The sequence below is a fragment of the uncultured Draconibacterium sp. genome (assembly GCF_913063105.1).
GTDB lineage: Bacteria > Bacteroidota > Bacteroidia > Bacteroidales > Prolixibacteraceae > Draconibacterium.
Map to the genome: position 1 here is coordinate 20974 of NZ_CAJXYQ010000001.1, position 25547 is coordinate 46520.

Consider the following 25547-nt stretch of genomic DNA (forward strand, 5'->3'; position numbering starts at 1 on the left):
GTTTAAAAAGGGATTAAAACTCCAAAACAATCAAACTCGAATTATCCGAATTATTTTCATACTTATTTTTAAAGTTTTCAAGTTTGGTTTTCGAGTTAAAATTAATCTTTGACAAGTCTGTTAAACTACTAATATCCAGTATCCCATCTGAACAAATAATAAGCTTATCAGAAAGCTGTAGCTCTATTTCAGCCACATCAGGTTTAAACTTATCTTCCTCGCCTTTAATACTTCTGGTAACCACATGGCGAATAGAGCCCAAATCAAGTCCATTATCTATATTCCCGTTTTTCTTTAGCTGATTAATCAAAGAGTGGTCTTCTGACTCGAACTGAATTTTATCGTCTCGCACATGAATAATCTTCACATCTCCTACCCAAAATATTATAGCGCTATTTTCATTAATCAAACACCCTCCAATTGTACTACCTAATGATTTCCCACTATCAGTTGCTATGGCTTTAATTGCAGAATTAGCTTCGACAACGGATTCCTTTATTAGCTCAATTCTACTGTCTTTATTCTTATTGTTCTTCAAATAGTCAAATATCTTATTTGCAACAGTTTCAGCTGCTAATCTACCATTATTATAGCCGCCCATTCCATCTGCAATAAGATGTAAAGACAAATCCTTTTCGATTGATTTCGAAAGAATATAATCTTCATTCTCTTTTCTTCTTCCCTTAACTGTAAAATAGTTTACCTTCATTAATTATCTGTTGCCTTAATTGTTCCACCTCCATGTTTCGTTACCCTTGGGCGGGTATAAACTTTTTGAGGTTTATTAGTAATTAATTTATCTGTGGCTTTTGTTGCCCAAACAAATGCTTCTCCTGGGCGCAGTGCCGACAAATCTGATGGTTGCAATGCTGCCAATTGTGTAATTGATTTTTGAATATGTTTTAACCACTGAGGACTATTAAATTTATGCGTTATAACAATACTACTTAATTCAATAATTTCATTTGGCAAACTTGGTGGATCTTGGCTTGCAATCATTATAGAAACACCCTTATGCCTCATTTCACGAATTGCCGTCACAATATTATCGGTAAGCGCCTTATTGTCCATATACTTGTGAGCTTCGTCAAATACAATAAACTTGTTAAACCGCTTATTTTTTACTGATTTTACGCCCGAGAAAATATTGAGCATGATTACAAACAAACCCAGAGCTTCATCTTTCACAATGAACTCATCACGCAAATCAACAATAATCAAACGCTCAGGGTGAAGTATATCTCTCAATGAAAAATCATCGTCAACATATTCACTTGCGAAGTTTAATTTCTGTCGAGCCAGAGCTTTTTGAGCATTAGAAAGTAATTCATCAGCTTCAATTCCTTCTGATATTGACTCTAAAGTCAAGTTCCTACGATTGACTTTCATTATGTACTTTAATTGTTTTACATAGGTAGAATCATTACCAACTGCACCGAGTAAAAACAGCCAATCTTGTACATTTAATTCCATTGAGTTAAAAGCAATCGGATGCACCTGTAGATTTGGATATTCTTCTTGTCTTTCTTCTACTTTATCTTTTGGCGTAAGAATTACAACATCATCAATAGAACCACCTTCTGCTTTATAGTCCTCAAGTAATATTTTTAGTTCTCTGTGGGCATCATTGGGATGAACCATCGAAGTAAATTCAGGTTCATAATCCATGCTTTCACTATAATGGAAAATTACGCCTGCCAATGGAGATGGGAGGTGATTAATATTTTTAAACTCTTTTAAAACCATTTCGGTGACTGTTCCAATTGAGTAACTTTTTCCACCGCCTTGTACACCGAATAAACTTATCGTGTTTGTTTCGCTTAAATCAACTGCTATTTTCTTCCCGTGTAACGATTGCCCTAAAATTCCGTATTGGTCGGTCGGTTTATCCTTTCCAATGAATATGTCAAAATCTGGCAATGATGATACTTCTTCATTGTCATCTGTACTAATTATAACACCATCGTCTTCTTTGCCAGATTCTGAAGTAACAGGTTCTGTTTCTGGTACCACTTCTTTTGCTGGTGGTTCCTTTACTACCAAGATTGGTGCTCTATCTTCACCTTCAGTTGGATATTCTTTCTTTTCCTGTTTTGCTAATCCTTTAATAAAATCAGAGATATTTGATTCAGAACCAATTTCTAATTGCATATCAGCTTCCAATTCACAATCCTCTAATCTTCGTGTATTTAAATCTGAGTCAGGGTCTAAAATTTCAGCAATAAGTTTTTCACCAAAAGAATAAATAACTAATTCATCATCGTATAATTCTTTTTCGTGTTTAACAGAAGAACCAAAATCAAATATAAATCCAAGCTGTTTAAAGTCAATCTGGAACCCTTCGTCCAAAGTGTTAATAAAATCAAGATATAATTGTGCCACCTGTGGTTCCAGATAGTTGTATCGAGTTGCTCGTTCGATATAAAAATTCAGAAACGATTTAAGTTCTTTATTTTTCAATGCACGGTCTAACCTATCTTCCGACAAGTTGTAATCAGGTGAAAAGTGATATTGCAGAACTTCTATAGTATTAAGTATCTGTTCTCTAATTTTAATTTTAAGGTCAGATTTATCCATTTCCGATAACGATGACCTACATTTTATTTCAAGAACAGAGATTATGATTTTCCGTTTTTCAACATCAAAGCGAACCAACATGTTATCAGCTCTACTTTTGCTTTCAAACTCTTTTAAATTAAATAGGTTCTGGTGTAAATCAATTGGAATAATAAACGATTCGTTTAATAGTTTTTTCTTTTCAAGTACTCTTTTGGCAAAAGCTGACCCAATCACTTCAAAAGCTTTGTTTTTACCTGAGTTGATTTGCATCACCAAAGAACTACTAATGGCTCTCAAATCTTCTAACAGAATACTTGTTGCCACATGCTCATCATCGTTCAATATGCTAATATTGAACTCTTCAAAATGAGGTGCCAATAATCCCAGTATTTCCGAATTGGGGCGAGTTGTTAAAAACGAAGAAATGCCAATTGCTTCTTCACCTGGAATATAGTCAAGAAGAAATGGGATGTGTCCATCTTTACTTGGCTGGTCGAATGCCTGCGCCCCCAAGTTCCTATCGAAAGTAATTACCCAATCAGAATAATCATGTACCAGTGATATATGCACATTATCTTTTTCGTTTAATTGTAATTGGGTTGATGGAAGTGAATCAGATATTTTGTTTGATAAGGCTCCCGCTGTAAATGTTTGAATATTATCAAAAAGCTCAATACCCGTATTTGTAAAACTGTTAATCGGGTTACTTATTCGATTTGAATAAATGAAACGATTCCATTTAATCTCAGCCGAGGTTTCATCAACCTGAATGCTTGGTGCTGTTATTACACCATTCATAAAGAAATTAGAATGTTCCCCTTTTACTCGCAGCAGCTGTGTACTTACGGGGAATAGGTTAACTAAGAAGCTAATATGCGAAGAATATTTAATTGGGTCTTCCAGAAAATCAGAGATGGGTGATACAGAAAACCTCAACTTTGGTAATAGTCTATTTAAAGACTGTTGAGAGAAAGATTCAGCTTCTTCCGAAATATTTGACTCTGGATTAATAAGTTCCTTTAAACCTTCGCCATGATTAATAATATTATCCCTGCCTCTAAATAATCGGACTTCATACGAAATGTGGCTGTACTCTTTGAATTTTTCGAGTTCTACCAACGAATTGGCAAATACAACAGCATCACCAGCATTAAAAAGATTTATTATCAGCTTGTCGATATATGGATGCTGGTTTATGTAGTTTTTCAGATGCCGAACAATCATTGCTTTATTGATGTCCGTATCCACATAATTTTCGCTATAAATATTTAAAATGTTTCTTAGGTAAGTTGTTACTTGTCGGTTTATCGAAGCGAAAGTATTGTCCTCTTGAATAAATTTGGGTTTAATATAGATGCCCCAATTATGAAATAACTCTCCTGCATATTGATATGGAGTTGAATCCTTGTAACCAATGATTGCCAGAGGATTATTCTCAGGGAAGATGGTTCCACTAAAATAGTCTTCCAAGTTTTTCCATTCTTTCAAATGGCCTGAAAAATTAATTGTTTTTTGTTCCCAGTCGGTATATAAATGAAACAACTGCAAGTGCCAAGTAAGGCGAAGAGGATGAAGTGGTGTTAATAGTTGAAGCTCAATTGGTGTTTGATTGGGTAAACGCATTTTAATATGCACCGTATCAATATTTTGAAGCTCAACAAATAGATTCTGAAGCTCAATTCTTTCTTCATCTTCAATGTTCTCCAACTCGGCAAGCCTATCTTTCAATTCCGAGGTCCATTGAGTAAATAAAGTAAGGTATTCTTGTACCAAATCAGCGTGATTGTAAAAATCAAAAGACTCAAAAATACCTTTCTCATCCTCTGCCGAATTTAAAATGGCTTTAAATAGCTCCTCTCTTTTGGTTCGTAGTACTTCTGGCAGAAAGTGATTTGCTAAAGTAGATGGCTTAAAAACACTTGATTTAAAATCTATTGCCTGTGCATCATTTCTGGTAAGTACATCTAAACGGCCATATTCCTGAGGATTCTCTAAAATAAGCCATTCCAGAAGCCGTAACTTGTTTGGAATATTAATTTGGTAATTATGGCTGTTACTATATTTCAGGTAATAGGTTGCATCAAGTTTTGTAGGGCTATCGTTGAGCCATAAACCCGATTCCGCTTCAAGTTGTGGTATTGATAGCTCTTCTTCCTTTTTTAATTGGTCAATTCTAAATGCAAAGTAAGCTTGTAATCGGTTTCTGATTTTTTCTTTACGGATTCTTGGTTCATCTGCATCTCCTTCATCCAATTCAAAATCAAAATCTTCAGAATCGCAAGTTCGTTTAAATTGATATTCGTATTCTAAAAGTTCATTTATCTTTTCTTTTTTTTCTTCATCAGTAAGCTCCGACTTCTGAATCTCCTCAACTTCTTCTTCCCATTGCCTTTGAACTTTAGAGTCTTTAAATTTATCTCTGATGTTTAGTCTCGCACCTGTTTCGTCCTCTGCAATTACTCGAAAGAAATACGAACCTTCTTCAATTATCGTTGGGTCTAATTCAACTTGGGCCTTTCTTGTTTTCTGCTGGGTTGCTGTTTTTTTCATTTTGCGAAGCTCAGCAACTTCAGTTCCCGAAGCCCCATCAACCTGCATTAATAAAATGCGGAAGAATCTCACATCTTCTAACTCAATTGGTTTGGGTTCTGTTCTGATTTTTACATTTACTTTCTTAACCTTGTCGCCTTTAAATCTTAATACTTTCTGCCCATCATCAGTAACAAACTCTCGTGATATTACATCATCAACAAATAGTTCAAACTCTTCTGGATTTACCTCGGCAATAGGCCAATTCGAAAAATTAAGTTCATCTTGTTTCTGCGCAACTAACTCAACAATCTTATTACGTTCTTTTTGCTCTGGGTATTTGTTGTAAAGTTTAATAACCGAAGACTGTATAGTATTCTTATCAACTGGCAAATCTGAAATTCGGTCGAAAACAGGTTTGCTGAAATTGCAGATGTCTTCGGTGCATTGCATATTTAGGTTTAACCTTGACCTTACTTTTGCCTTGTCGTTAAGAAGTGACGAATCTGGCAATAAGTGTAGTAGAAACAATGAATCACCAATCTGCTGTTTTTCGTAACCATTTTCCTCAATATGTAACAAGAAATTAATGGTATCGGTAATACTAATTTCGTGCGCAAAAGGATGTTTTAATATGGTTTCAATAGATTTTTTATACTCTGCAGGTGTATTCTCTCGCAACCTTTTGAGTAGTTCTGTTTCTACAGCTTCAAGGTTTATTTCTTTAAAAGTGGCATTACCATACGAATCTTCTGCTGCCGTTCTGCTATTGGCAGGAATCAAGATAAGCAAAGGCTGTTCTTCGCTGTTTCGTAGCTCAATTAGCTTAGTTGCACTTATAAACTTAGTGTTGTCAACCTCGCCATTACTCGAAACAATAAAAGTATTAATATGAGGATATTTGCTTACAATATCTTCCCATAGAACTTCTAATTCAGTTTTTCTTAGCCCTGTAATTTTCATACAGTGACCTGGGGTTGTTTTTACAAATTCATCGTGGTACAACTCCGAAACCAAAGCAATAATTCGTGTATAATATCTTTCAATGTAATTCATACTGTGTGCTGTTTAAATGTCGTAACGAGGTCTAACCTTTTGTAAAATATATGCATCACTCAAATCATCGTAAAATCCTATCTGGCGAAGTTTATTTTTTAATGCATCCATATTTTCTTTAAAAGCAAGGTTTGTATTTAAGTCTGCATCTTTAAATCGTTCTTCATTAATGCCATTTATAACTAAACCATACCTTTCACGAATTGCCTCAGTCAACCTATCTATAGAAAGTGATTTGGTCGTAAAATGACCACCTTCAACTTCCAATACAAGAATTTGAACAAGGGTTTCTAAGAGCTTGGTTCCTATTACATACTTTCTTGGATGTTTTCGGCTTCTGCCCGATGCCATAAATCCTCTTTCATTATTCTTTTGAGCAAGATTGTCGATAAGTTGGTTGTGGTACCTATATTGGTAACCTCCTTTAAACTTAACAAGCACAGCTATATATTTGTCAAAAAAACTGTCTTCGTATTGAGTGAGTTCTTCTAATAGTTCCTTGTCTTCTTTAGCTTCTTCCGAAGTTCCCAAACTCCCAATAATATCATCGTTCCATTTCCTTCGAAAATATATTTCAAAATCATCTGGTTTATTTTGTAATATCTTAAGACATTGATGGAGATTCGCAGAATCGGTTTTATCTAAACCTAAATAGCCAAGGCACGCATTTATTTTGAAAGTAGCTTTTAAATAATCATAAATCCGATTATTCATCAATTCGGCATCTTTAGTTGCCAAGTTTGAAATCTTATTCTCATAGCTGCCCGACATATCAACAGTAACATTCCAATCATCTTCAATGTCGATGGTACCTTTATCGACAATATGAGGGAGAAAAGCAATAAGCTTCTGTATATAAAGCGCTAAATGGAATGAAATGATATTCTTTATGTAATCAATAAGAACATTCCTTGGAATGCTTTTCTTATAGGCCAGTAGTCTTCTAATATCATCACAAAACAACTCTGACTGCCCCTTAAAAATTGGTTTGATTTTATTTATGGTATCAGCACTTTTTAATGCTGTTACTGGTACAGTTTTTATCAAATGTAAAATACCTAATGTATCTACATCCAATTTTTCGTTTTTATTAATTTCCTTTTTGGTACCATCCCAGCCTTGACCCAAGTATTTCTTAAGTTCTTCTCTAATCTTAGGTCTTTGAGAAAGCATCAGATATACTTGCTCTGCCGTAATATAGTCCCTTGTGTTTTTCGCATTTCGTAGCTTATAACTTTCCAAATGAATTGGTCGCAGCGAAGAAACTTTTTCTTTATCTGATTTGCCCCGATATACAAGGTTAACCAAATTAGCTCGTAACCATAAATTGGCAGCTTCTGGTTCATCTTTAAATCCTTCAATGGAACCATCATTTTCAAGTCCCGAAATAATTTTATGCAGCGACTCAAAATCTATTCGTTTTCTTTCAGCTCGTTTTGCTCTTGGTCTTACGCCATTGTATTGTAAAAGAATAAATAGATTTACCAGTGTGTTATCAATGTTTACCGCTTTTGCATCAACGGTGAATATTAATTCGTTACGAAATATTGAATCGGTTTTACCTAACTTGATTGCCATAATTAGTTCAGTTTAACAGTTTCCAGTTTTAATTTACCTCCGTTTTGTTTACTAATTCGATAAAAATCAAGATTATCTTTCGTGATAATAACTTCATCGTAATCCAGATTTTCAAGCAAGTTTTTAAATATCTGTAGTTCAATGTATCTACCTCGCAAATCATTGAGCGATGGGCTAAATCCTTTTCCTATAAAATCAAGCATCTCATATAAATCCAAAGTAATAGTCAGCTTAACATGGTGGTGATTTGGGTTCGTATGCCTGAATATTAAACTATCAGGTTCATATTCTAAATACCTTGTTAAGTGTGATGGTTTCTTTACTTTCAACTCAAAGTCAGATATTGGGAAGCGTCTAAACGACTTTCCAATTGGGTCTTTTATTTGCGAAGATGAAAGCAAAATATAACTGTTGTATGCCGAAAGATTATCGCATCCTTCGTTAAGAGCAATGGCTTTCGATATTCCGAATGTTGCTTTTTCAATCTTCTCAGGGCTATCATCACCTATTAAGTTAAAGAAGTTGTAAACCGATTGATAAGGGAGTCTTCCTTCATACATCTTTTTACCTTCGAAATAATGGTGTCTTCGATAATTACGATGCATTAATTTTACAAGCTCTCTGCTTTTAGCATCCTGTTCATAAACAGGAAGCACCATTTTATAGTCGTTGAATATTTCAACCATATCAATTTTGCGATGCTCAAACGAGATAAAAGCGGAAGGTTTATGTGGTGCAAAATACAAGTCCCTATCAACCGATGGAACTGCTGTTGATGCTACATCTGTCTCACGAACAAGTTTTATTAATCGGTCATTTGATGCTGCATCTTTTTGTGGAGCCGAGATGTTGAAATAAAGTAAATCCCAGTAAGTATGCGGCTCATCCAAGCTGTTTTCATACAAAGACTCAACTTCATCGCAACGATAGTCTCTGGTAATCATCCAGGCGACAAATGAACGCAAATCACGAATTGTTATATGCAACTCTCTTTTGTAACTGATAGTTCGCAATAACCACTCTAAACGTCTTATAATCTCATTCCCTGCCGATGGGTCGTTTAACGATTGAACATTAAATTGCATAAAACATTTCCCATTCATCTGGCACGACTCACACTTTTTCCACAACGAGGGTGCTGCAATTTTTTCAATCTGTTTACGAAGAATACTGTTTTCGCCATTCGTTGCGTTAGATGCAACCACCGACCTCAAATTCAAATTGATTATCAATAAACCTTCAGGCAACTTGGTATTACCGTCTTCGTGGAAGAAATCTTCGATGGTTTTTTCCAGTGTTTCATGCTTGCCTGATTTTGTCAGAAAATCAGCAAGACGCCCTTCGTTAATCGCAATTATCCGTCCTTCGCTGGCAGAATCAAATTCAGTGGCATTTTCAAATGGTGTGAAGAACTCTTCTAATACCTGTTCATTTGCTTTTTCATCTTCATCTTGCGAACCATCGTAATTGCTTAAATAATTAACTCCTTTAATTTTAAACGAAGCTCCATTGTTGTTTTCTAAGCGTTGTCCCGAATCTGCTTTTTCTTCAATTTTTTTAATGAATGCTGTTTTACCATCACCAGCATTACCTGTGATAATTACCAGCTTATATTCTCCATCCAAAATAGACGGCAACAGAGTAGTATCTAATTTAGTATTTACATAGGTTAACTTGTCGAAAGCTGAACTTTGTAATTTTGCTCGTGTGCCAGCATTGCCACTTTTTGACTGGCTGTATAAGGAGTTCAGGTAATCGACAAAGTTTTCTTCATTACCTTCTTTATCAACTTTTATGATTGTTCCTGTATCTTCAGGTTCATCAGATTTTAAAAGTTGGGTGGAGTCAATTTTTTCAAGTGCTTCCAGCATTTCATTTGCACTTGCAAACCGATTTTGTTTTTTAGCCTGAATGCTTTTGAATAAAAACGCAGCAAAATCATCCGATAGCTTTGAATTATGTTCTTGCGGATGAACTGGCGTTTGGCTTTGTGATGGTATCTTGTTTTTCCATGGATGAGATTTACATGCCAATTGGTACAAAGTGATACCTAAAGCAAATGGGTCAGCCGAAGTATCCCACTTCACTTTCATGCTGGTCTGTACCAAATCGGGAGCAATGTATGGGTTGGTACCAACATAATCGTTGCTGCCTTCGAAAACTGAGGCAACATTAAAATCAATAAGAACAAATCGTTTTTTGTTATCCCAAATAATATTCTGTGGTTTTATATCTCGGTGTATCAATGGTGGGTTTTGCTTTTGCATGGTTACCAATGCCGACAAAATTTCTGTTCCCAATTGATATATTTTGCTTGTGGGCAAGTTTAATTCACTACGAATGTAGCTGCTTAAATCTTCGCCATCCAAGAACTCCATTAATGTATAAAACTGCCCATTGTAACGGTCGTTCCATTCGAATTTTACAATATTCGGATGCTTTAATTCTTTTAAAGCATTGTATTCGTCAATAACCGTATTTAAACTAACACTTTCATGGAACAGTTTTAAGGCAAATACTTTCCCTTGCAAACCGTGTTGAACTTTAAACACTTTTGAATAACCACCTTTGCCCAATTCCTTTTGTATGGTGTTCACCCCAATGCTATCACCAATCTTTAATTCATAAAAATCGTCAGTAGGTTCTTCCTTTGGCTTTTCTTTTTCTACAATTATTACACTGTCTTGCTGGTTGGCTTTTTTAATAAAATCTTCAAGCTCCTCCAGATTATCAAAACGCTTTTCGTCATCTACCAATATTGTTTTATGGCAAAGCTCATCAAGCCATTTCGGTAAATTGGAATTAATGTGAGTTGGTAACAATTCATCGGGTAGTTTACCGCCAAGCTTATCTAATTCAATTGGGGATTTCACAGGAACTTTACCCGTGAACAACTCATAAATGAGTACGCCTAATGAATATATATCCGAAGCTCTTGATGCATCTTTGCTCAGTAACTCAAATGCATGATAAGGTGTTACATTAAGCTCCGAGAGCGTTGCCATAACTGTGTAACCGTCTTCCGAATGGTCGGCAAAATAGGCTTTGCCAAAGTTACCCAGATAAGCATAACCACCGTACATAAAAATGTTGTCAGGATTAATGTCCCTGTGGAATATACTTTCTTTATGCGCTTCTTTTAAGGCAGCAATAATATTTGAAATAATATTTAAGCGTTGCTCGGTAGTAAAAGTGTTCTTTTTAAGTTCGGCTCGTAAGGTGCTTTCATCTAAAAAGTCGGTTATTTCGTAGAAATAGTGGTTTTCATCGTCAAAATCGAACTTAACCGACTGAAAGAAGTTCTTAACCTTGATTTTATTAAGTGCTTTGTACTGATTCTTAATCTGGTCTTCACGCACACGAAGCTCTTCAGGCGATAAGCCAGCAATACTCAAGGCATATTCTTTTACCCGCATCCGAATAGATGAAGTTACATCTTTCGGTTTACACAAATATTCCGTGTAGTTTTCTTCTCGGTCGAGTATTTCCAGTATTTCGTATATCAATACTTCTTTTTTCTCACTTGGGTCTTTGTCGGACTGCGCACCTGCTAAAAATTCAGCTACTTCTTGTTGGTTAAAGTCAACACCACTTGCTCTTATACCTGATAGCTCTGGTGTTGTTAGGAATTTAATCAGGTCATCATCTAATAGGAAAGTGATATTGGCGGCATCGCCCCATAAACCCGATTTATTTTGGTAAGGGTGCGATAGCGTAACCATATTCTGCACCCAGATTTTACCCCACGGTACACGATACTCTTCCAGTTTAGAATGTAGAATATTGGTTTTTAGACGGTTTAGCTTAACGGGATTCGGACGTTGCCTGTCGTTTAAATACCAGTAATTATCATCGCCTTCCAATCGTCCACGCCAATCTTTATTTTCAATGTTATAAATGGCGTGGGGAGCCACCACCAAAATATCGTATTCCCAATATTGTGTGCGGTGGTTTCGTGGATTGGTGGAAACCATTTCCACATTGGGTATTAAAAAATAATCCTCTGGAAGTTTTATTTCTAAAAATGTAAGCAAGCGTTTTTCGCCTTCTCGCACTACATCTGTGAAAAAGGGAGGTTTAATTAGTTTTGCCATGAGTCTATTTCTGTTTCAATTAGATTAATTGCTTCATTTTCTAAATTAATTGCCTTGTCCAGCAATTGAATATGAGCTTTTATGTTAGTGACAATTTTATTATAGGTCTCTGATGGTAAAATAGGCACCTTAATCTCACCAACATATTCTTCATTTATATGTTGAATCACAGAACCATATGCTCCTGATAATAACGAGTTCTTTCCTATATCCGATTTTAGAAAAGCAAATAAATACTCTGAAGAAATTTCTGCATCTTGTTTTAAGAGAATTCTTATCGCATCCTCTGAAACAGCATAATTATCAATGGAAGGTAATGCAATTATTGTATCACCCAAGGTTCCGCTTCTTGTAGTTAGTATGTATCCTTTTTTTACTTGAAAATCCGATGCTATCTTCTTACTAATGTGCTTTTCAACATTTGTCGGGTTCGCCTTCTGCATGGCAGTGGTTGATAAGAAAGGAACACCTTTATCAAGGTAATTGCGTTTTGTCCTTGGACCTATAAATATTTTTACACTTTGACTTTTTATGGTTTTAAATTCAGCATTTGAATTAAATATTGAATTTTCAATTTTCTCATTAACAATTCCATGCAATGCATCAAATCGGAAGTTCTTATTTTTAATATCATTTAATGATATGTTTTTAATAAGATGGTCGCCATAAGAATAATCTATATTGAATTTTTCAAAGTTAGCAACTGCTTCACTTAATAAATTAACTGCTTTAACCCTAAGTCTGGCAACCTCTACAATTAAATGGTGAGCTTGTTCATAGATATCTTCATGAAGTAATGGAATGATTATTTTAGAAACTGTTGTTGGGTCTAAATAGGTTTGACCTGAGCCTGATACAAGCCTTCTGATAATTGAATATCCAATTTTGGATTTTAGAAATGCATATAAATAACCACTAAGAATTTTCTTATTTGTCTTGATTCTAATGACATTTCCGATCGGAGTTAAAGAACCTTGAATTAAAGAATTAGCATAATTTACATCTCCAACAGAGGTTGAGCCTATTCCTGCCATTAATATCATTCCGTCTTCTACTAATCTTTGTGAATTCCCATGATATTTTTTGGATAAATACTTAATACTCTCAAGGGGATTAATATTTCCAATTGTAGTATTTGATATAAAAGGTATTCCAAAATCTTTTTTTAGTACAAAAATTCGCTTGTTGACTCCTATGTTAGATATAGATTCTGTCAAAAAATCTAATGTTTCATGTTGGTGAGAGGCTATCTTTCTTAAATAAACTTCTCCTTCACTTAAATGATATTTGGGAGAAAGCCTTTGGGCCTCTTGAATATGTTCTAATTTTATTATTCCTGATTTCATAAGGCTCTTGTTAATAGATACTCTGATGAAACTTTTGGTAAATCATCATCCAGCATTTTTACTTTTTCAATTCTTGAGCGCTCTTCTCCTTTTATTAAATATCGCTTTGTTTCTTCAAATAAAACCTCTGAGCCATCCTCATCCCTTATATAAACAGGAACACCTCTTCTGTCTTTTCCAACCTTTTCAACAATCGCCATAAAAACATCATAATTCTCTTTTTCAGCAAGAGCTATATCAATTTGTTCCTGAGTTTTTTTCTGCAAAAACAATAAAGAAGATTGAACTCCAACTTGTGGCAAGAATGCTTCAACAGGTAAGTCAATCGAAGCTAATAACTTGAAATTTTCCAATATCCATTCTCTCACTGATATCATATTGGGATTTCCCAAGATTCCATCTGGTAATACAATAGCCATTCTTCCGCCTTCTTTTAGGTAATTATAACAAGCCTCAATAAACAGCACCTCTGGTGCAACACTAAATCTTGAAAGGAAGTAGTTTTTAGAAATTTCAGGATCAACTTGCACTTTTGCTCCAAATGGTGGGTTTGTAAAAATTAAATCGAACTTACCCCTTGCATCATTATATTCAAATCCTGTTTGTCCCTTTGTACTGTTATTAACTGCTGATTGTATCTTATCCAACTCATCTGTGTTATCAGATATAGGATAGCCGAGTGAGTTGATATGAAATATGTTGGCATGACCATCACCAGCCATTACCATGTTCATTCGAGCTGCTTTTTTTAAGTCAGGGTCAAAATCGAAACCAAACACATTTTTCTCTGCATAATTCCTCACCATCTCGTTAATCTCAGTAGAATTATACATAGCTTCTAACAACGGACCTTCCTTTTCGGGGTAAACCTTCTTAGCTAATTTTCTTCGTACATGGTCAAGAGCCATAACCAAAAATCCACCCGAGCCACATGCAGGGTCGAGAATTCGCATATTCTCATCGGGATTCATCATTTCTACCATCGCCTTTATCACATTTCGTGGTGTAAAGAATTGTCCCTGCGCTTGCTTTAAAGTGTTCGATACAATGGTTTCGTAAGCCATTCCTTTAACATCAACACTGGCATCTAAAAAAGAGTACTTTGCTAACTCGCCAGCAATTGTTGCTATTCCTTTATCCGTTAAACCAATTACCTCATTCCCATCAAAAACTTCCGAAAAAATATCCTTAGTTTTTAATTCAGTGAATAATTCTTTTACTCTTTGGGCTGCTGCTTTTTGCCCCTCTGATGTGTTTTTTTCTTTTAGCCCCACCCAAAATTTTCTGCGGTAGCTTTCTCCAATCTCACTGGTCATAAACCGTCTCTTTTCATCGTACAGCTTACAGAAGATTAAATAGAGTAGTTGCCAGAACGCATCTTTGGTTCTTCCTTCGTTGGCATAAATGTAGTTGTGGCACCGTTTAAATGTGCGCACCAATGAATCGTTAACTGGAACTTTACCGCTTGAACGGTCGGGGCGGTCAATATCTTCGATGGTTTCACCTTCGCCTGGAAAATCTGATATATCTTCAAAACTTTCGTTACCGTAATCGTCTTCTACTTTTTGAATGTAATGGTATTCTAATCCATTGCTCCAAAGAGCAAACTCGCAATCTTCAATATCCCACAAAACCATTTTTACGGTTGCTTCAACACCTTTTTTATCGTGGGTATCTTTCACCTTTTCATCGTGAATAACACAAAGGCGAATAATATTGTCTTGGGTATGTTCTTTTTCCTTGTCGAAAACAACCAAATCTGCTTTTAGTTTTTTGTTTTTGCCCGTATCCATGTCTTCATAAGTGATATTAAAATCACGAGCCATATCGTCCATGGCAAATCCATATTCTTCGTTAAGCATTCGAATAATAGACTGAATATTATTCTCCTTTTCCGATACCTTTTTAACAGTTCCTGTTAGTTGGCAAAGAAGCTGGTTATCTTCTAAAATAATGTTTTTGGTACTCATAGGTTTAGTCTTCTAATCCTTGTAGGATATTATTTAGGCATTCGTAAATGTTATCGTATTTAAAGCTTTTGTGGGTATCTAAAATTTGATTTATAAGTCGGCTATCTTCTTCCTTTTCTACTTCCGATTTTAAAATTTCTGTGATTTTAGTTTTGGTTGAATCAGATTCAGAAAGTAAGTTAGAAATGTCACGACCGAGTAATCTGGAACCAGCTATTTGTGTATCAAATTCATCGACTTCGTATAAATCAAAATGTTCTTCAATTGCCCTTTGTTCGTTTATGTTATGATAGTTATTTATAATAAAAGCCATGTCGTCAGCATCTTTATTTCCCTTAAGGTTTCTATCTAACCATGCAACGGTTTTCAGAATAAACACACCTGCCAACGATGCAATCTGAATTTCAATATCATCATCAATCTTTACGGTGTGGGTATCTTCATTCACCTCGGAAAACCCAAGGATAGACATGGCAATATCTTCCTCGGGTGGCCAGAAGATTTTATCATCTTCTTTCATTACCTCACCAAAAGGAACAATGTCTAACTGGAAATCATTTAAATAGATAAACCGTTGCTTCTGCGCCTTGTCTTTTTCAAACCCTTCGATATTCACAATTCCGTCTTCCACTTTCTGAAATTCATCCCAGTTTGAGATGGCTATGGCTATATCCAAGTCATGTGTAGCCCTACCCGTTTTTTCATCGTGGATTTGCATAATGATATCACGGGCAGTTGCACCAATTACATAGAAGTGTATTTCTTCTTTTGAGAAATACTCGGTTAACTTCTCCAATATTGGTTTTAACAGTGGATGTTGGAACTTGTCACTTGATATGTTGTAACTCATTCTCGGTTATGATTTTGGCGGTTTCTATATTTCTTTCTTTTCCACTACCCATTAATTCAGCAAGAATAATAAGTGTTGGAGCTATATTTTTATAATTAGTTGTTTCGTCTTCTTTCCAGAAAATCGCAAGTATTTCTACTTCTCCATCATTATCTGGAATTAGTTTGAGGTTTGACGCAATGCTTTGCCATCCTGAATCAGTGTATATGGTATAATTTTGGGGTTGAAGTTGCTTTGTTAAGATTGATGCGCCTGGCTCTCCTCCCCAAATATTTCTACCAGGCATTTCATTCAAGGGTAACTGTTGCCACTTGTTATATGCCTCATTATTTGAAAAACGGAATCGTTTCTTTAATAATCTTGGGCGCAATACATCATTAAAAGCCATAACCCATCTTTGCAGTAATTCTGTTTTATTCTTCAGGTACCTTTTGTTTTTTGTTTTTACTACAAAGCGTAAATCTTCCAGCTCTTTCATTATAATACTTACAGAGCCCAAAGCAATACCTGTTTTTTCTGCTAAACTACGGTATGATAACTGCAAATCGTCTGGTTGTGTAAGTAACTGAAACACCAACTTAATACCACTCTCCTGAAAAGCTCTGGACTGGTTCGAAACGGTTGGCCTTTCAGCTTTTTGACCTGTTATGTAAACCAACAGCTTCCCTTGTTTTATATAAGCGTTTCCCGCTCTGTCGATGTAGTTTATGCCATTATCTTTTAATTCCTGGGCTATATCTTTGGCAATAAACTTGGCTATGGCAACAATTGGCTTTTTTGTTTTTGTTCTTGTACTATTTATTTCATTAAGAACCATACCTTTATTAGAAGCCCTAATTTCAGACTTACTAACAACTACAAACTGAGTATTATCAATCGTAGCAATAGCATCATATTCAGCCCTACTACTTTCAACCTCAGCGGTAACACCAGCTAACTCCTGTAATTGGACTACAGCATCGTATATATAATCGTTATTTCTATACATATCTCTACTTGATCGTTCATTCACATTTCTTGTTCATTGACAATGAACATTCAAATATAATGAACATTGTTATTAAAAACAAGTGTTGTTGTAGTAGAAAAAGCAGTATCAATTTGGTATCTCCAGAAACCATTATAATCATCATTACCAGAAGCAACATGAAAAACATTATTCAGCTAACAGATGAATAACAAGAGTATAATAAGTATAGCTACAATAAGCAGTCATAGTCTGACTTCCATCTATCTTATCTTTTCATAATCTAAACAAAAAACATGAATTGAATCCAACCTAAGCACCTTCAGAATCAATTAAATTTACCTTTTAATAGCCATAAAGTTTATTATTCAATTTTCATTCCGTTGATATTATTATCTATCAAATATTGTTTTAATTCTGGATGAAGCTTACTAACTTTTAAATCAATAAAATCTTGTATAAACCCTGCAATATGGTATTGACTGTCATCTGGCGGTTTTAAATCACAATTAACATGATCCATATAATCTGTCGATGCTATTAATGCTGAATCTATCATTAAAAGAACAATGATAAAAAACGATGCAATATGAGATGTTCGAATATTAATATTTTTTAAATGTATTTCTAAATTTACATCATTCCTTCTAATTGAGTTTTGTGCTGCAAACCTCACTCCATTATTATGAACATAGTCATTAAGCTTTCTTCTAAGAAATTCCCAATAATTTTTAAGTTTATATTCTACCAATATCTTAGCAATATTTTCATTTTGCTTAAGTGTTCTCATGTAATTTTCAAATTCTAATTTTTTCTTAATAGGCCTATTTAATTCTGAAACTGAATTATTGAACCAAGCAGAAACTGCTTTTTCGTCATCAGTTAAAACATCATTAAATCTAATATTGGAGAATGAGTTTATGAATTCTTCAGGATCATCAGTTTTTAAGTTCTTTAAATCGTCCTCAACAAAAGGTTTTCGAGAATTAATGATAGAAAGAATATAAACATACTGAATAAGGTCGTCCCTAAGTTTTCTTATTAATGTATTTGCGTCTGAGAAACTTCCAATTGAACAACAGAATTTAATACTTCGTAATGTCTGTGCTGAACTGTCAATTAAATAAGTGTTTAGAAAGAATACTTTTTTATCCGTGAAAAATGAAATAATCCGACCGTTATAAAATATTAGTTCACCAAATCTTTTAAAGAACTCAATCAAATAATCAATTTCTTCAGCAAAAGATTTAAACTCTTTTGTTTCATCAATTTTCATTTCTCTAAATGGATCACGATTCATCGTTTCATATTAAATTTCTAATATTGTCATTAATCATTCGGCTAAGTTGGACGTTTGATGCAGTTTTTGTTACTTTTCAGTTCTAATAAATTCTTTATGAGTTTCAACTCTCAGCAATAGATTATTATTCATTTTGTAATACAACTTTTTGGATGTATCAAAGCCTTCTCTAATGCAACTTGATAGCATTCTTAAATCTAATGGTAGGACACTTTTATTGACGCCTTTTTGTTTATTCTTCTCAATCATAATCATTGAGATAATTCCGAAACTAAAGCTTAATTCTGGTACAAGTCGAGTGACAAAATTTCTTGCTTTCAAAAGATATGGAGAGTTGTCTGCTCTATTTACATTTGGAATTAATTCGTTTAATGCTTTTAAGGATTGACCCTGTACATATTCTTTTAGTACTTTACTTAGTATGCTTATCTTAGAAACAATCTCAGAATTATTATCGGTGGGTTTTAACCCAGTCGCACGTTTTATTTGATCAATTGTATTTTGTTTAGTGAAAATTTTAGTAATGTAGGTTTCATCTGAACTTAACCATATAAAATACCAATCAATAAATTCAACAATAGTTTTATTGCTTAAAACATCGAACTCTTCTCTATCAATTGCATTATCTAATTCTAAAATAATTGACGGCTCAAGACCTGTTTTAACCCCAATTTCCTTTTGCCAGAGATAATCATCGGTCAAATTATCAATTTCATTTCTTCTGTCTAAAAACCTTCTAACTTGTGTATCAAATAATTCTTGCTTATTGGACAAAGTGGCATTAAAAGCATAAAACGATTTCTTAAATAAGTTCCTAGTATCATCAACTGACAAGGATTCTGATTTGAAACGAAACAATACATTTGCTTGTTCTATACTTAAATCTTGAATGCTATCTTGTAAAGAATCTAAGAAATATTCTAAAGGATCTTTTATTTTAAGACATTGATCTCCTTTGGAGAATACTTCTTTTTTTAGCTGCCACCACCTATTTGATATAGTTAAATCATCAATTGTTATAATGCCTCCAGGAATTAAAATTACAGCACCTTGCGCAGATAATCCCGCTCTTCCCGCTCTTCCCGCAGCATTTAGTAATTCATGAGGGTCTACTCTTCGCCTGTTACCTCCATCTTCATCAAAACGATCATCACCTGCAATAATTACTATTTCAGCAGGCAAGTTAATTCCCTGGGCAAGTGTTGCTGTAGCAACTAAAACAGAAGAACCATTTTTATCTTTAAAGTAGTTTTCAATCAAACTTCTTTCAATAGGAAGTAAAAGACCATGATGAACACCGACATTTCTGTGGTTATAAAAATATGAATGCTCTGAACTTCCTAACTCAAGAGCAAGAGCATCTATAATATTTTTATGACTTTCAACATAATCATCATAGTCATTCTTAATATTTTCAAGATTTTGAGTTATAGTTTCACAGGTAGATTTTGTAATCCTTGGATCATCAACAAATACAAGGGTTTTCAATCCTAACTTAGAAAAGTGTATTGCTAATCTGGCGGCTATCTCATTTCTGTTGCTAGTAAGACGCCAATAGTTGTTAATATTTAAAGCGATATTGTGATCCAGTATTTTACTTTTAAAATAGTCCTTGTTATCTTTCGTTTCCCAGATATTTTTAAGACTGAAAAAACATTGGAGCTCCAACAGCATTTCCCTTTTTAGTTTAACAGGAGGATTTTTTGTTTTTCGACTCTGGTAATTTGATAATATAGTCTGCTGTAATTCGTCAATCTTACTTGCTTCATAAACAATGCAACCATGTAGTTGGCGTGTTGGTTTCCATGTGGAATTAAAAAGCTTACATTCTCTTCCTGTTACTTCTTGAATCCATGATGATATTTCTGCTCCATTTTCAACCATCGCAGATATCAATAAATAATCTGCAAAAGGGACTTCTGTAAATAAAGATAGAAGACAATACATTGCATCAATAGCCCTCCTGTCTTTTTTTAAATCTGTGCCATGTATCAAATGAAATTCGTCAAAAACCACTAACCCAACACTCTCAAATAGACTCTGATTAATGTTTAATAATGATAAACAGCGCTCAGGTGTCATCACAAGAATTGGAAAACTTTCAATATCATCAAATTCTGAATATTCACCGTCAAACTCTATTTTGACTGGTTCAAATTCCTGAAATAGTTGTTTTAGGTTTTTATTGACTTGATCTTCTAATGCATGTGTGGGTACCAAATAGATTACTTTCTTGCCTGAATATAAAGCAGAAGCAATCTTAAGTTCTGCTAGAGTTGATTTTCCTGCACCTGTAGGCAATGTCATTACTGAGGAAACACCAGACTCTAAAAAATTAGTCTTAATAGCCTCAATGTGATTTTCCCATAACAACGGTCGCTCTAGTGAAAGTTTTCTTAAGAATAGCAACCAATCTGCTTCCTTAATTCCTTTTGGTGCAGGTATATCAATTACAGCTCTTTCAAAAATATCATTCTTTAAGATATTCAGTAATTTGGCAAGTCTGTATGGACCTGCAATAACACTTCTTTGATTAAAAAGTTGTTTTTCAGAAACCGACAAACCAATAACTGTATCAAAATGATTCCGTTGTTCAACAGTTGGTTCTCCAACTAGTTTTTTTGAGGCTTCTTTAATTCCAAGACCAATTTCTCTCCATAAAAAGTTTAAAGCAGTACTTTCAAAGTCTTCTTCAATAAACATTTCATCATCTACAAAATTAATTTCCAATGCTTCAAGAGGTCTTCCTTTCGCTAAAGATAAAATACAGTCAACTAATCCTTTTTGAGAGGGACTTGATATTTTTAATGTATCAATGGAGTTAGAAATTTCAGCAGCATCAGATTGACTATTTCCTATCATGAATAGTATTATAGCAGAAATGTATGTAGATATATCATCAATTTCTAAAAGATCTGAGTATTCGTCATCAATCCCAATTTTATGAATTAGATTATTTGCTGTTGCAGCAACAAATGCAATAGATTCCTTTTGTTCGTGGTCGGGATTGTTAACTAAAATTACCTCCAAATTGCTGGCTAACTTACTTAGAAGTTTCAAAGCCGACAATAACTCGCCCTCTTGAAAATTAATTGTCCCTTCAACAACCTGTTTTCTTAAACTTACAATTTGAGCGTATATTCTGGTTAATTCTTGAGGTAACCTCTCAATATCAATTTTTCCTATATTCGGAATGTTTTTTATTTTTTGAACGGTATTGCTATTATACATCAGTACTTTTTTTTGATTCAAGGAAGGCTATCACTTTCGTTGAAAAATCTTCCATCCAAACTCTCATGTCTTCTAGATAGACGGTTGCTCCTGTCCTTCGACTTGAATTATCTCCTGAAACGTAGTTCTCATAATTTTTAAAAAGGCGCTTTCTACCTGCTATATCATTATGAGACTCTTCTCTCGTTATACTAATACGATAATTACGATAATCATTATCAAAGATGTCGTTTTGAATACCTTCAAGAATATTGCCAGCATCAATATGTCCAATAAGACTCGAAATTATTGAAACCAATGCATTATTCTTTTTCCCGTCCTCAAAATCTAAAAATTCAGGAAAAACTTGTTGTGTTATTTTCCCACGAGGAGAAGTTGTACATTTATCTTCGGTTATAATAATTCTACTTAAGTTATCTTCATTATCCAGCACAATCGCTAAACCGTCAATTCCATGTTGGGCAGGAGCAAAATGAGGATAGTTAGAGTAATACTTTTCACCTTTATTATTTTCTGCTAAAACAATCCACGATATCATTTGAAAAAGCCATCCATCCCTCTTTGGGATTGATGCTGAAGTTATCTTTTGAATAATCTGTTCAATTGAGTCATTAGGATGAACAGGAAAATTAGTACTTAGAGAATTTATTATTCGATATACATGATGATGATGACCAAGTAATAATTCACCAACATAATTTGCTAATAAATCCTTATTAATTATTTCGTAATCATTATCAATAACTAATGGCGAACAGTCGGTATTTATAAAATTAATAGGCATGTTATGTACTTATTATCAACTTTTTCTTTCAGAATTAATGGGCATTCTTTTTCTTATCATCTACAAGTTTTATCTGAAGGGCTAATTTTTTGTATGAGATTTATTACTAACGTGCAGATCTCAGTGCTTTAAGTCGATTCATGTGCACAAGAGACTTAGTATATACCGAATATTTAACTCTGTTCAGATATATGCAATTGTAGAATACAGTTACTTATGAGGTATTACTCATTGGTCAATGGTTCAAGATGTTTTGATTTTTGACACTAAAATTAATAAAGCTACTTACAATAGCAATCAAACTCACATCAGAATTTGAACAAGAAAAAACACGTTCCCAATCTCGGAAATGAGTTATGTCAAAATAAACTTTAATATATTCTTCCCGCTAAATGAAAAAACTACATCATGGAAAAGATTATCGTAATCACAGAACAGGACTTTGTAAAATTCAAAGAAGAACTACTTAACGAAGTAAAAGCACTATTCGATAACAACATACAGAAGAAGAAATGGATACGTTCAAAAGATGTTCGAGAAATGCTTGGGATTTCTGATTCAACACTTCAAACTTTGCGAATTAATGGAACCATACCTGCTTATAAGTTGGATTCAACTTGGTTTTATAAATATGATGAGATTTTAGAGGTAATGGAGAATAGTCGGGTGAATTAGGTAATATTATCAGCTTTAGAATTACAGCAATTGATTACCATGGTAAAACATCAGAATTATTCTGATTATCAACCACTCTTTCGCCAACCAAAACTCCATTTTCAAATTTCAAAAAAATGTCTTTTTCGTAAACGGATTCATAACCCATATGCCGATACATTAACATTTTTCCACAAGGTAACCTCATTTCTTCGGTGAACCAATCGGCAAAAACTTCTTTTTGTCCAGGGAAGATTTTATCTAAGCTAATTTCATTGTCACTTTCATCAAATCCACTCAAATCATAGAGATATAGTTTTTTACATTTTACCTTCCACTTCCCAATATATCCCCGCCAACATGCTGTATGTGGTGGTGTAAATACAATATCACAACCTCTTTGTTCCAAATAAATTGATAAAGGTTCATCGGCCATATCATAGGTTTTGCCTTTATATCTTATTCTTTCGAAAACTTGGGCAGTCATAGTTGTTGGTTTTGATTGTAAAATTATAAAAAGCCCTGAATAATCAGGGCTTATATGGGCGTGGAATGCAAGATTCTACTTGCCTTTTTTGTAATAATGTCAGATTTGAGTGAGATAAAACCTTGCGTTAGAATAACGTGTATCAGAAACTAAAGTTTCGTTTTAAGCTTTTCTAATCATTACTTATTCTTCATAATACCTTGATTCCGAAAAAATTTGACCAGAATCTATTGCTTCTCTGTCATTTAATACGTCTTTATAAACTTCTTATTAGTTTTTTTCAAAAAAAATCATAGACCTTACCCCCTCAAGATGAGCGTCTTATGCTTTTAAATGTCATGATGTAGTATACAGTATCATAAAAAAAATAAACAAAGGCATTTTTTCGAGATAGAAAGAGTAAACCATTATGAAGTGGCACTTAAACGAATTCACATGATGGTTGAAATTAGAAACAAATAAAAATTAGAAATTATGAATACAGATAATTTTAACGGTGAAGAAAGAATTCACCAACGCTTTTTAAGCGTAAACGATTTATGTAAATATACTTCGCTTTGCAAGTCAAGTATTTACAAGTTAGTAAAAGAAGACTCAATTCCTTATCTAAGACCCAACAAACGAGTAGTTTTTGATAGAGTTGCAATTGATGAATGGATGCTAAATGGTTGCAAAAAGCCTGTTGAACTTCCAAATATTGATAACCTTTAATTTTTAGTATTATGGCAACATTCAAGATAGTATTAGATAAAAGGAATCAGAAAAAAGATGGTACTTATAATTTGGCGGTACGAGTAACCAATAAAAATGATGTGATGTATATTAACATCACATCATTAAGCAAGTCAGTTTACGAACAAGTATTTGTAAAAAATACAGCGACAGATGAAAAGAGTATTGCGTTTCGTAAAAAGTGTAATGATTTTAAAGCTAAATGTGAACGAATATTTAATGAAGTTCAACCATTTGATAAAAAGATCTTTCGTCAAAGGATTGAGAAAAAAGAAAAGGTTATACCGCACACTTTATTGCTTCGTGACCTTTTCTCAGATTACACAAAAACCAAAAAAGATCTTAAAATTAGAACTAAAACTCACTTTAAAACAACTTTAAATGTATTGCAGACACACAAGAAAGATATATCAGTTTTTGATATCACAGTTGATTTTTTGAATTCCTTTTCAGACAAGAAATTAAAAAATGGCTGCTCAATATCAACAATTAATTCATATCATCGAGACCTAAGAACCATATTAAACTACTATACTAATGTTGAGAAAATAATACCTCAAACATTCCAGTATCCATATGGTCGTTCAGGTTATTCTATTTCAAGTTATTTTCCTGCAAAACAAGTTCTAAGTGAGCATGAAATAAGAATGTTGATTAACTACAATAGTTTCACTGATCCTAAACGAGAGTATGCACTTGATATTTGGAAAATACTCTATTATTTGAACGGCAGCAATTTTATAGATTTATTAAAATTAAAATGGTCGGACATTGATTTGAGACAAATATCTTTCATGAGAACTAAAACGGAGGCAACTCGAAAAAGTAATATACAACCTGTAACTGTCCCAGTGCTCCCTGATCTAAAGGTATTGATTTCTAAAGTTGGCGATAAGAATAGTCCATATGTTCTTGGTAAAATGAATGTTAAATACAGTGAGCAAACGATAATTAACAAGAATCATAAACTTAGGAAGCATATAAACAGTCATTTAAAGGAGATTGGTAAGGAACTGAACCTATCGGTTCCACTTACCTTAAAAACAGCAAGAGACTGTTACGCTTCATCATTATTAAGAAAAGATGTGTCAGTTGGAAAGATTAGTAAGATGTTAAATCATTCCAATTCGGTTGTAACCGAGCATTATTTGTCTGGATTAAATTCTGATGAAGCTATGGAGATAAATAAACAGTTAATTACCAGTAGTAATTTGCCAAGTTTTTTGCCAAGTCATAAAGTAAATCATGGCACCCAATGGAGGGTGCTGAAAAGAAAAATTTCTTAAGTAACTATCATACAAAATGATAGTGTTTAATGGAATTTTATTTATGTTTAGTATTTTCACTCATAATCAGGGGGTCCCTGGTTCAAGCCCAGGTGGGCCCACTAAAAATCAAGCAGTTACAGAA

General features: G+C 34.0%; 15 protein-coding genes. 3 read left to right on the forward strand and 12 right to left on the reverse strand.

From position 1 onward, the window contains the following. Positions 1 to 13: 13 nt before the first annotated feature. The 11 genes from QZ574_RS00085 to QZ574_RS00135 form a co-directional block, all read right to left on the reverse strand. Positions 14 to 709, reverse strand: a complete 696-nt coding sequence (locus tag QZ574_RS00085; RefSeq protein ID WP_297085439.1) for a protein phosphatase 2C domain-containing protein — start codon at positions 707 to 709, stop codon at positions 14 to 16. After that, entirely contained in the window at positions 709 to 6144 is a 5436-nt protein-coding gene (locus tag QZ574_RS00090; protein WP_297085441.1) for an ATP-binding protein, read from the reverse strand. The genes QZ574_RS00085 and QZ574_RS00090 overlap by 1 nt, the downstream gene beginning before the upstream one ends. Positions 6145 to 6156: 12 nt before the next feature. Then, positions 6157 to 7722 (reverse strand): hypothetical protein, encoded by a 1566-nt coding sequence (locus QZ574_RS00095; RefSeq protein WP_297085443.1) that lies wholly within the window; start codon positions 7720 to 7722, stop codon positions 6157 to 6159. Positions 7723 to 7724: 2 nt separating this feature from the next. Beyond that, the gene (locus tag QZ574_RS00100; protein ID WP_297085446.1) at positions 7725 to 11816 is read right to left on the reverse strand and encodes a serine/threonine protein kinase; all 4092 of its coding nucleotides are present in this window, start codon (positions 11814 to 11816) and stop codon (positions 7725 to 7727) included. Beyond that, on the reverse strand, positions 11804 to 13162 hold the full coding sequence (locus QZ574_RS00105; RefSeq protein WP_297085447.1) for a hypothetical protein: 1359 nt from the start codon (positions 13160 to 13162) through the stop codon (positions 11804 to 11806). The genes QZ574_RS00100 and QZ574_RS00105 overlap by 13 nt, the downstream gene beginning before the upstream one ends. After that, the gene (locus QZ574_RS00110; protein ID WP_297085449.1) at positions 13159 to 15132 is read right to left on the reverse strand and encodes an N-6 DNA methylase; all 1974 of its coding nucleotides are present in this window, start codon (positions 15130 to 15132) and stop codon (positions 13159 to 13161) included. The genes QZ574_RS00105 and QZ574_RS00110 overlap by 4 nt, the downstream gene beginning before the upstream one ends. Before the next feature lie 4 nt (positions 15133 to 15136). Continuing rightward, on the reverse strand, positions 15137 to 15982 hold the full coding sequence (locus tag QZ574_RS00115) for a nucleotidyl transferase AbiEii/AbiGii toxin family protein (RefSeq protein ID WP_297085451.1): 846 nt from the start codon (positions 15980 to 15982) through the stop codon (positions 15137 to 15139). Beyond that, positions 15960 to 16994, reverse strand: a complete 1035-nt coding sequence (locus QZ574_RS00120) for a type IV toxin-antitoxin system AbiEi family antitoxin (protein ID WP_297085453.1) — start codon at positions 16992 to 16994, stop codon at positions 15960 to 15962. The genes QZ574_RS00115 and QZ574_RS00120 overlap by 23 nt, the downstream gene beginning before the upstream one ends. A gap of 319 nt (positions 16995 to 17313) precedes the next feature. Beyond that, complete coding sequence (locus QZ574_RS00125; RefSeq protein WP_297085455.1) at positions 17314 to 18249, reverse strand: hypothetical protein; 936 nt, start codon at positions 18247 to 18249, stop codon at positions 17314 to 17316. A gap of 69 nt (positions 18250 to 18318) precedes the next feature. Further along, entirely contained in the window at positions 18319 to 21480 is a 3162-nt protein-coding gene (locus QZ574_RS00130; protein WP_297085457.1) for a DEAD/DEAH box helicase, read from the reverse strand. After that, on the reverse strand, positions 21473 to 22264 hold the full coding sequence (locus QZ574_RS00135) for a hypothetical protein (protein ID WP_297085459.1): 792 nt from the start codon (positions 22262 to 22264) through the stop codon (positions 21473 to 21475). Before QZ574_RS00135 ends, QZ574_RS00130 begins: the two co-directional genes overlap by 8 nt. A gap of 408 nt (positions 22265 to 22672) precedes the next feature. Between QZ574_RS00135 and QZ574_RS00140 the strand changes: the two genes are divergently transcribed. Next, entirely contained in the window at positions 22673 to 22939 is a 267-nt protein-coding gene (locus QZ574_RS00140) for a helix-turn-helix domain-containing protein (protein ID WP_297085462.1), read from the forward strand. A 34-nt stretch (positions 22940 to 22973) separates the two neighbouring features. On the opposite strand, the gene QZ574_RS00145 is transcribed toward QZ574_RS00140, so the two are convergent. Further along, positions 22974 to 23405, reverse strand: a complete 432-nt coding sequence (locus QZ574_RS00145; RefSeq protein ID WP_297085464.1) for a hypothetical protein — start codon at positions 23403 to 23405, stop codon at positions 22974 to 22976. 474 nt (positions 23406 to 23879) lie between these two features. Between QZ574_RS00145 and QZ574_RS00150 the strand changes: the two genes are divergently transcribed. Further along, on the forward strand, positions 23880 to 24116 hold the full coding sequence (locus QZ574_RS00150; RefSeq protein ID WP_297085466.1) for a helix-turn-helix domain-containing protein: 237 nt from the start codon (positions 23880 to 23882) through the stop codon (positions 24114 to 24116). 11 nt (positions 24117 to 24127) lie between these two features. Then, complete coding sequence (locus QZ574_RS00155; protein WP_297085469.1) at positions 24128 to 25423, forward strand: tyrosine-type recombinase/integrase; 1296 nt, start codon at positions 24128 to 24130, stop codon at positions 25421 to 25423. Positions 25424 to 25547: the final 124 nt, after the last annotated feature.